Genomic DNA, 10,439 nt, shown 5'->3' on the forward strand with positions numbered 1-10,439 from the left:
TTGGCAAAGAATTATAATTATGGGTCGGGAGATAAGATATGGGATTAATGACAAGTTTTGGTGTAGGAGTTTCGGGACTTAATACAGCCCAACATTCCTTAAATACAACTGCACATAATATTACGAATGTAGATACAAAGGGATATGTTCGTCAACAGGTGGTTACGGTTGATAAAGAATATGAAAAAGCTGCCACTGTGAAGAGGCTTGACCAGACAGGACATGGATCTATTATTGCAAAAGTAAGACAGCTAAGAGACAGGTTCTTAGATGGATCATATAGAAGAGAGAGTGGTAGGCAGGGATTTTATCAGGCTCAGACTGAAGTAGTTGCAGAGGTGGAAAATCTTTTTGGAGAACTTCATGGAACTACTTTTCAGAGTGCGATGCAGGGGCTTTGGAAGTCTGTACAGGAACTCCAGAAAGAACCTGAAAGTGTAGTTGCAAGGACTGCTTTAGTAGAAACTGCCGGTACATTTATTGAGCGTTGCCAAAACATAGTAAATCAGCTTAAGAGCTTTAGACAGAATGTAAATCTTAAGATAAAAAATACAGTAAACAGGGTAAATGAAATAGGCAAAAGGATAGATCAGCTTAATATGCTTATCCGTAAAGAAGAGGCAGGAGGATATTCTGCTAATGATTACAGGGATGAGAGAAATAAGTTGCTTGATGAACTTGGTGGCTATGTCAAGATGGATTACAAGGAAGTAAAGGACGGCACTGTTCTTGTAACAGTAGAAGGTACTCAGTTTGTAACCGAATTTGGAATAAATGAGATAGGTCTTAAGAGTACAGATGATAGCCTTAATCTTTACACACCGGTATGGAATTTTGATAGGAATGAAAAGGGAGAACCTAGGGAAGTATTTAATTTTTCCACTCCTCCTACAGCGGCTGCAGATACAGACATAGGTTCGCTTAAGGGACTTCTTCTCTCCAGAGGTACTCAGGGAAGATATACAGATATTCCGGTACAGCCAAAGCCGGAGGACTATGAAAATGGTGAAGAAGATGAATATTATATTGAGGCTATGAGGGCTTTTGAAGAGGCTAAGTTAAATTATAACAATAAGGTAGCACCGTCACTCCTTACTAATACAGAGGCACAGTTTGACCAGTTAATTCATGGACTGACTACCATGATTAATAATGTGCTTGCACCTAATCTTACGGCTACATGGACAGATGGAAGTACGCCTGTATGGAGAAATTCAGAAGGTAAGATATTAGAGGGAGATGAAATTCCGGATGTAGATGTGAATGATTTGGATGAATACAAGGTAGAAGAAAGAGATGCACTCGGCCGTCCTACAGGTAGATACAAGGTATCTATCTTAGATAAAAAGAAGGCTCCGGTAAGTTCGGACAGCTCAAAGACTCCAGGTAATGCTCTCTTTGAAAGAAAGGGCATGCCACGCTATAAGGAAATAGAGGTTAATGGTAGCAAGGTTATGGTATATAACGAAGAAAACTATGATCCGAAGGACGAAGGCTCAAAGTATTCTATGTATACAATGGGAGAACTTGAGGTAAATAAAAAAATTAAGGAGAATGTTTCACTTATTCCTTTAAGTTATAATACCAATACCGGTGATTATAGTATGGATATAGCTGCAAAATTAAATAAGGTATGGGATAATAAATTTTCTACTCTAAACCCTAATACCCTTACAAAAAATACCCTAATGGATTATTATACTTCATTTACATCGGAGATTGCCAATGCAGGAAATACAAAAAGGGTGTTGGCGAAGAGCCAAGATATTACTAAAGCAAGTGTAGAAAACCAGAGGCAGCAGGTAATAGGTGCATCTTCTGATGAAGAACTTACCCATATGATTAAATATCAGCAGGCTTTCAATGCAGCATCAAGATATGTGACTGTAATAGATGAACTTCTTGAACATTTGATAATTAAACTTGGGAGCTGATGTAAAATAGTAGAGATAGGAGATAGATATGCCATCAACATTTTTTGGATTAGATATAGGAACTTCAGGACTTCATACTTATCAGGCTGCACTTAATACTACCTTTCATAACATTACAAATGCGAAGACAGAGGGGTATAGTAGGCAGCAGTTAAACCGTCAGGCTAAAGATCCAATAGCTATAGCACAACGCTATGGTATGGTAGGTACCGGTGTAATAGGCAATAAGATTACACAGATAAGGGATGAGTATTATGATTTAAAATATCGTACAGCAAATACTATAAATGGAGAATATGATTCAAGGGCATATTATTTAAAAGCAATACAAAATTATATGAATGAGATAAAAGAAGGGGGATTTAATACTAATTTTAAAAACCTCTTTAACGGTATGTCCGAAGTGGAAAAAGACCCTACAAGCAAGTCTGCAAGGGCACAAATGGTGAATCAAGCATATGCGCTTACAGAATATTTTAATAATCTTTCTGAAAATTTAAAAAATATTCAGAATGAGGTAAATTTTAATATAAAAAATACCATAGATGCAATTAATTCGTACGGAGATCAGATTGCAACCCTTACGAAACAAATAAATATTATTGAGGTAAGTGGAGGCTATGCCAATGACCTTAGAGACCAGAGAAATCTTATTGTAGATAAGCTTTCAAAGCTTGCAAATGTGACTGTTAAGGAAGAAAGAATAGGCGAGGGAATGAGTGGCAGCCTTTCGGGAGTTACACATTATACAGTTAAGGTAAACGGTGGCTATCTTGTAAATAATTATGAGGCAAATAGAATAGAGGCAGTACCTAGAACTCATGTCAACAACATGAACGATGTTGAGGGACTTTATGACCTTCAGTGGTCAGACGGACAAAATTTTGCTACTCACCATAATAATTTAGGTGGAAAGCTTGGAGCTTTGTTTCAAATGCGTGATGGTAATAACAGGGGTTCATTAAGATGTCATGTAAAAGAGGCCTCAGCAGGAGATACGGAACTTACACTTGAGGATACTAATATAAACAGTGTGGAAAATATGAATTTTCCTCCAAAGGGAAAGATTACAGTTGGAAGTGAAGAATATGAATACACAGGTTTTGATGTAAAGGTAGAAAAAGATCCGGATACAGGTAAGACAAAGTTTAAATATACCTTTAAGTTAAAAGAGGATAAGCCTATACAAAAAGATATAACCGAGGATGACAAGGTTGTGGCAAAGATAGGTGAACAGGTGGATTTTAAAGGAATACCTTATTACCTTGATCAGTTGAATAATTTTATAAGGAAGTTTTCAAAAGAATTTAATGAAATCCATAAAACAGGTGAGGATTTAGAAGGCAATAAGGGTAGGGATTTATTTAACAGCAAAGATGAGGTAACCGGAAATAATTATATATTTAAAGTGCCCGGAACTAAGGATGAAGATGGAAATGAAATAGAGGAATTTTCGTCTGAAGATGAAACTTATTATAAAATGACTGCACATAATTATTCTGTAACTAAGGAGTTTAAGGAGAATCCGGGACTTGTGGCAGCAGCAAGTTCAATAGCGAATGGAGTTGAGAATACAGATGTGATGAAGAAATTAGAAAATCTTCAGAAAGATAGAACTATGTTTGATCAGGGAAAGCCGGAAGAATTTTATCAGTCGCTTACCTCAGATATAGGTGTGGACACAAAAACTGCAGCAACTTTTAGCAAAAATCAGAACATGATAGTTAAATCCATTGATAATCAGCGTATATCTATTTCAGGTGTAGATACAGAGGAAGAGGCCATGAACATGGTAAGATTTAAAAACTGCTATGATCTTTCAGCAAAGATAATTACGGTAATGAATGAAATATATAATAAGCTGATAAATGAAATGGCAATCTAGAAAGGGCAAAAGCTATGATGAGAGTTACTAACCAGATAATGACTAATAATACTATTTCAAATATAAATAATAATAAAGTCAATCTGATGAATATAGAGGAGCAGTATCAGACCGGCAAAAAGATACAGCGTCCTTCGGACGATCCTATAGTGGCAGTAAGGGCATTGAAACTTCGTAACAGTCTTACAGAGATAAAACAGTATTTTAAGAAAAATGTACCCGATGCTAAAAGTTGGCTACAGGTAACTGAAAGTGCCTTAAAACAGGTTACAAATATCTGTACTACGCTCCATAGTCTTGCTGACCAAGGGGCACAGGATACCCTTACTCCGGAAGACCGTACCAGCATAATGAAGACTATGCAGCAGTATAGAAAGCAGATTTATCAGGAAGGTAATGCGAGTTATGCAGGAAGGTATGTATTTACGGGATATAAGACGGATACCAGTCTTACCTATCTTCAGGATGATAAGAGTAGGCAGTATACAATAACTGAAGAGTTAGATAAAACAGCATTAAAAACCAGCACAAGAACAGTTGGAGGTTTTGCTGCAAAAGATTATGAGCCGGGTGGAACTAATGATTTTTCAGAACATGCTGAAAATAAGACAGTTAATTATCTTAGGCTTTCATATAATAAGTTGGATAAGGCATCAGAGGGTTTTCCGAAACTTACATATAAAGATGAAGATGGTAATGAGGATGATATTGACATTACTTCGGAAAATGAGAATGGAGAGGTACTTACATCAAGTGATCCAAAAGCCTATGAAAAGCCTGAAAGTGGTGCAAAATACATAGCTGATACAGGAGAACTTATACTTTCGGATGAGGCCTATGAAAAACTTAAAAATGCAAAAAGCTTTAATGTAGAATACAATAAGACTAACTTTGCAGCAGGAGATGTGCGTCCTGAGCATTATTTTAACTGTAAGGCTACTCCTTTTGATGAAGAAGGAAATCTTGTAGAAGATGAAGATAAGATTATAAATTACAAAAAGGAAGATCAGGATATTGAGTATGAAGTTAGCTTTAATCAGAGACTTCAGGTAAATACTCAGGCTAAAGATGCCTTAAGACAGGACTTAGGTAGAGAATTAGACGGTATCCTTGCAAGTATCGAAGATGTAAATTTGGTAGAAAATAAGATAAAAGAAGTAGATAGGCTGATTGGTAATACTACAGACGAAAAGGATCTTGAGAGTCTTAAACAGCTTAAAGAGCAGATGAGTACAGAACTTACTCTTAAGAAAAAGGTAATGCAGGAGAGATTTTCAAAATCTCTTAACAGCATAAGAAATTATCAGGATACAGTAAATAAGTCTATTGCAGACCTTGGAAGTCGTGATGCAAGGTTAAATCTAACTGAACAAAGACTCTCAGGACAGAACGATGATTTTACAGATCTTATGTCAAATAATGAAAATGCAGACCTTGTAGAAACTATTATTAATTTCAATGCACAGACAGTAATATACAATGCGTCCTTAAAGGCAGGAGCAAAGGTAGTACAGAATACTCTGCTTGATTTCTTGAGATAAAATTTAGTTCTGCTTATGAGGTAAAATCAATTGTGATATGAGAAAGAGGTGTTATCATGCTTGCACAGACAAGATTTTTTGGAGAAGTTGATATTGATGAAGATAAAATCCTTACATTTGAAAATGGAATTATAGGATTTGAAGATATGAAACGCTGGACAATAATGTATGACATTGATAACGGTTCGGGAGGCCTTATTTCATGGTTTCAGTCGCTTGATTTTGCAGGACTGGCACTGCCTATTATAAGCCCATATTCAGTTGTTGAAAAATATGAGCCGATAGTGGAAGATGAACTTTTAAAGCCACTTGGTGAATTTAAAGATGAAGAACTTCTTACATTTTTAACCATTACCATACCACATGAAGATCCAAGCAAGACAACAGCTAATTTCAGAGCACCATTACTTATTAATCCAAATAACTGCAAGGGTGTACAGATTATTGTAAATAATGAAAACTACCCTATTAAATTCAGTATTTATGATTCAGTACTGAAGATGAAGGCAGGCAAGAACAAATAGAGGAGGTAAAGTATGTTAGCTTTGTCAAGAAAGCCTGGAGAGAGCGTTATTATAGGTAATAATATTGAAATTACCATACTTGAGGTAAAAGGCGAACAGGTGAAAGTTGGAATTAAGGCACCGGAGAGTGTGGCGATATATAGAAAAGAACTTTTTGAACAGATACAGAACTCAAATAGAGAATCATCTGAAATAAATGAGCAGACATTGAAAAATCTCAATAAAATTTTTGAATAGGATATTAGGGGTTAAGTTTGGAGTTTTTATTGCCGATATGCTTTGTAGAAAGCGTGTTCTATGTTTAAAAGTATTTATTAAAAGCAATGGATTGTAAAATAAGTTTACATGGAGGTGAACAAATGAGTCTTAAGATGATGCCGGGTGTATTGCCGCAGTCTACAGGTGTAGATATTAGTGGTAATACGGGTTATCCTATTAGAGAAAGCTCAGAAACTGATCTTGATATTGATGTGATTGCTATGGGTCAGGCAGGAACCGGTTATACAGGTCAGGCAGATTCTCAGAATGAGGAAGAGATTTCTGATGCTGAGGCAAAACGCCGTATAAAGAGTGTGATTGATCAGGCAAATGAAAAAATTAAACAGAATAATGGTTATAGGAGATTAGCTTTTTCATATAATAAGGAGACTAAGAAAATCTCCATAAAAGTATATGATGAATCTACTAAAGAAATAATAAGGGAAATTCCACCTGAAAAGATGCATGATATGTTGGCTAAGGTAAAGGATCTTGCAGGTATAATAGTGGACGAGAAAAGATAAGGAGGAAGAGTTATGGGAGTTAGGCTTTCGGGATTAAATTCAGGAATGGATACAGAGGCTATGATCAAAAAGATTATGGATGCCCATAAGTTAAAGCTTAACAAGGTAGAGGGAAAGCGTACTACTTTGGACTGGAAGAAGGAAAAGTGGAAAGAGCTTAATAGTAAGTTGTACTCACTTTATACGAATAAAATATCAGCACTCAGATTTGGAAAAGCATACACAACTAAGAAAGTTACGAGTTCTGATGAAAATGTAGTTAAGGCAACAGGAAATCCTGAGGCTGTTAATGGCAGCCATAAGGTTCAGGTTAAGCAGACTGCCTCAGCACATAGTCTTACAGGAGATGTAGTCAAAGACATAGAAGGAGGACTAAAAAAAGACTCCGTACTGACAGATATCGGCTTTGATTTAGGTGAGGAAATTACCTTTAAGGTAGGTGATAAGGAACATAAATTCACTGTTGATGGAGATACAACAGTTGGAGAATTCCTTGAGGCAGCTAAAAAAGCCGGTTTAAATGCAAATTTTGATTCAAAGCAGCAGAGATTTTATTTCTCAGCTAAGGAAACAGGAGAGGCAAACAAGTTTTCGATTACAGAATCTAAGAATGATGTAGAGATGACAAGTGGTTTAGAAAAACTTGGACTTGCAGGCTCTGCCAATGTTACAAAGGTTGAGGGAAAAGATGCAATATTTAGAGTAGATGGAACTGAATATAAAACATCTACAAATACTAATAATATTAATGGACTCAACCTCACTCTTACAGGAACTACTGCAGACTATCATTTGGGTGATAACGGAAAGAGTGCCACAATTAATGCCAATACCGATGTTGAATCTGTATACAACAACTTTAAGAGTTTCTTAAAGGATTACAACTCAATATTAAAGGAAATGAATGAACTTTATTATGCAGGATCAGCAAAGGGATATGATCCACTTACTTCAGAACAAAAGAAAGGAATGTCTGCCGGTGATGTAGAGGCTTGGGAGAAGAAGATAAAAGATTCCCTGCTTAGAAGAGATACAAGTCTTGGTAAGGTGCTTAATGCAATGAAGACAGCTATGCAGACTTCAGTTAATGTTGGGGCTGATGAAGATGGTAAGGGTGGTAAGAGATATAGCCTTGCAAGTTTTGGTGTAATGACTTCAACTGATTATAAGGAGAGAGGTCTTCTCCATATGTATGGAGATTCTGAAGATGGAGTATATTCTGCCAAAGAGGATAAGCTTAAGAAGGCACTTACAGAGAATCCGGAAGAGACAGCAGAGGCTCTTAAGGGGATAATGGAGACACTCTACAACAAGATGACAGATGCAATGAAGGGTACAGGCCTTTCATCTGCAATGACTTTCTACAATGATAAGGAAATGAACAAGCTTTCAGATTCATATAAGAAAGAGTACAACACCTTGGAGGCTAAGATTAATAAGATAGAAGATAAGTATTATAAGCAGTTTGCAGCTATGGAAAAGGCTATGGCAAAGATGAATGCTCAGAATAATAGCTTGGCAAGTCTGCTTGGTAAGTAAGAGATAAGGGGAGGGACTCAAGATGGCGAATGTAGCAAATCTTTATCAGGGGGCAGCTGTGAGTACAGCTACTCCGGCCGAGCTTACACTTATGCTCTATAATGGTGCAATTAAGTTTTGTAATCAGGCAGCAGTGGGCATAGAAGAAAAAAATATAGAAAAGGCCAACAACAATCTTATTAAGGCTCAGAATATAATTTGGGAGCTGCAGGGAACACTTGATTTCAAATATGAAGTATCTAAGGATTTTGACTTGGTTTATAAAAGAATACTTAGGAATCTGCTCCTTGCAAATGTTAAAAAAGATATAGATAGACTTAATGAGGCTCTTGAAGATATAAGAGAAATGAGAGATGTTTGGGCTCAGGTAATGAAGGTGGCAAAGAATTCATAATGAATACAGAAATATTGAACTATCTTGAGTTAATGACGGACTCCCTAGTAAAGAAGGAGAGGGTTCTCTCTAGTATTTTAGAACTTACAAGGATGCAGGAAACCCTGTTGAGCGAACAGGACTTTGATAATGAAAAATTTGATGAATTAATCTCAGAAAAAAGTGGACTTATAGAAGAAATAAATAAGTTAGATGAGGGATTTGATTTTATCTATAAGAGGATTTCAGACACTGTAAAAGGAAATCCATCTGTATTTAAGGAAAAGATAGAAAAACTTCAGGAACTTATCAGAGTTTTGGTAGACAGAGGGGTAGAGATAGAAACTTTAGAAAGAAGAAATCAGATTCAATTCGATATTAAAGTTTCTAAAAGTAAGGATAGGATTAGAAATTATAATCTTAACAGCAGTGCAGTTACAAAGTATTATAGTAATATGAGTGGAAATACAGGAGAAAGTAATTATTTTTTAGACAAAAAAAAATAATTTAAAATAGGCTAAAGTTTTTTTAGGACTATCCGATATATAAATTGAAAGTAAAACTTGAAATTGATTTAACGGAGTGTACGGCCTTAGAGAGATGGAGAGTTTTCGAAAAAATATTATAAAATTATTCAGCAAGGACGCTGAATACAAATTCAAGGAGGAATTTATTATGGTAGTACAGCACAATCTTACAGCAATGAACTCAAACAGACAGTTAAGCATTACAACTGCACAGCAGGCAAAGTCTTCTGAAAAGCTTTCATCAGGTTTTAAGATCAACAGAGCAGCAGATGATGCAGCAGGTCTTACAATTTCTGAGAAGATGAGAAGTCAGGTAAGAGGTCTTAACAGAGCGTCAGCTAACGCTCAGGATGGTATTTCTCTTATTCAGGTAGCAGAGGGTGCTCTTAACGAGACTCACTCAATTCTTCAGAGAATGAATGAGCTTTCAGTTCAGGCAGCTAACGACACAAATACAGAAGAAGATAGAGGAGCTATCCAGAAAGAGATGGAGGCTCTTAAAACAGAGATAGACCGTATCAAAGATACTACAGCATTCAATACCCAGAACCTTATTGATGGTAGTTATACAGAAAAGAAACTTCATGTAGGTGCTCTTAAAGATCAGATAATTGATATTGAAATCAAAGAAATGTCTGCAAGTGAAATTGGTGTAAGTGATGTAGATGTAAAGGAGCAGTCAGGAGCAGAGGATGCTATAGAGAGTATTAAAACCGCTATACTTAATGTATCAGCCCAGAGATCTGACCTCGGTGCTCTTCAGAACCGTCTTGAGCATACAGTGCTTAACCTTGACAATGTATCAGAGAATACACAGGCAGCTGAGTCTCGTATCCGTGATACAAATGTTCCTAAGGAAATGGTTGAGTTCAGCAAGAACAACATTCTTACACAGGCAGGTCAGGCTATGCTTGCACAGGCTAACCAGTCTACACAGGGTGTTCTTTCATTGCTTAGATAATCTAAAAGTACGCATAATAGAAAGACCGTCAGAAATGACGGTCTTTTTTTGTAGGGAATATCTTGACGATGTAATGTTTAGAAAAATGGCTGAGCGTAAGGAGTTTTGTGAAGAACTACAGTAAAAAAAGAGGATTCTAAAGTTTCAAAACTTATGGAGTTATTTATAAAAGACGATGCTTATAATACGGAGGATTTTCCTGTTACAAGCGAGATTAAGGCTAGGTTTAAAATAAATCATAATTTTAAAATATAAGTATTACCTTTTGACTAAGTTTGATAAATATTTTAATTTTGTCTATTCTGTACATTAAACTTTCCAAACTTTGTGCACTTTGTCGTTGTCTGAAAATTCAAAATATATTATAATATTC

At 36.1% G+C, this 10,439-nt stretch carries 10 protein-coding genes; all 10 read left to right on the forward strand.

Annotated elements, in window-relative coordinates; genetic code table 11:
• Nucleotides 1-38 precede the first annotated feature (38 nt).
• On the forward strand, nt 39-1,934 hold the full coding sequence (gene flgK / locus ACTTG8_RS04490; RefSeq protein ID WP_442560927.1) for a flagellar hook-associated protein FlgK: 1,896 nt from the start codon (nt 39-41) through the stop codon (nt 1,932-1,934).
• A gap of 28 nt (nt 1,935-1,962) precedes the next feature.
• Nucleotides 1,963-3,819, forward strand: coding sequence for a flagellar hook-associated protein FlgK (gene flgK, locus ACTTG8_RS04495; RefSeq protein WP_442560928.1), 1,857 nt, complete (start codon nt 1,963-1,965; stop codon nt 3,817-3,819).
• A 14-nt stretch (nt 3,820-3,833) separates the two neighbouring features.
• Nucleotides 3,834-5,360, forward strand: coding sequence for a flagellar hook-associated protein FlgL (flgL, locus tag ACTTG8_RS04500; RefSeq protein ID WP_442560929.1), 1,527 nt, complete (start codon nt 3,834-3,836; stop codon nt 5,358-5,360).
• A gap of 56 nt (nt 5,361-5,416) precedes the next feature.
• Nucleotides 5,417-5,884 (forward strand): flagellar assembly protein FliW, encoded by a 468-nt coding sequence (gene fliW, locus ACTTG8_RS04505; protein WP_442560930.1) that lies wholly within the window; start codon nt 5,417-5,419, stop codon nt 5,882-5,884.
• A 12-nt stretch (nt 5,885-5,896) separates the two neighbouring features.
• Nucleotides 5,897-6,121: a carbon storage regulator CsrA gene (gene csrA, locus ACTTG8_RS04510; RefSeq protein WP_442560931.1), complete on the forward strand. Its 225-nt coding sequence runs from the start codon at nt 5,897-5,899 to the stop codon at nt 6,119-6,121.
• Nucleotides 6,122-6,243: 122 nt separating this feature from the next.
• Nucleotides 6,244-6,666, forward strand: a complete 423-nt coding sequence (locus ACTTG8_RS04515; RefSeq protein ID WP_442560932.1) for a flagellar protein FlaG — start codon at nt 6,244-6,246, stop codon at nt 6,664-6,666.
• Nucleotides 6,667-6,678: 12 nt separating this feature from the next.
• Nucleotides 6,679-8,205 carry a flagellar filament capping protein FliD gene (fliD, locus tag ACTTG8_RS04520; RefSeq protein ID WP_442560933.1) on the forward strand — a complete coding sequence of 509 codons (1,527 nt, stop codon included), beginning with the start codon at nt 6,679-6,681 and terminating at the stop codon, nt 8,203-8,205.
• A gap of 22 nt (nt 8,206-8,227) precedes the next feature.
• Nucleotides 8,228-8,599, forward strand: a complete 372-nt coding sequence (gene fliS / locus ACTTG8_RS04525; protein WP_442560934.1) for a flagellar export chaperone FliS — start codon at nt 8,228-8,230, stop codon at nt 8,597-8,599.
• Nucleotides 8,599-9,084 carry a hypothetical protein gene (locus ACTTG8_RS04530; protein WP_442560935.1) on the forward strand — a complete coding sequence of 162 codons (486 nt, stop codon included), beginning with the start codon at nt 8,599-8,601 and terminating at the stop codon, nt 9,082-9,084. The genes fliS and ACTTG8_RS04530 overlap by 1 nt, the downstream gene beginning before the upstream one ends.
• Nucleotides 9,085-9,253: 169 nt before the next feature.
• Complete coding sequence (locus ACTTG8_RS04535) at nt 9,254-10,066, forward strand: flagellin N-terminal helical domain-containing protein (RefSeq protein ID WP_442560936.1); 813 nt, start codon at nt 9,254-9,256, stop codon at nt 10,064-10,066.
• Nucleotides 10,067-10,439 lie beyond the last annotated feature (373 nt).

Origin of the sequence: Catonella sp., assembly GCF_052173895.1 — a bacterium.
Classification (GTDB): Bacteria; Bacillota; Clostridia; order Lachnospirales; family Lachnospiraceae; genus Catonella.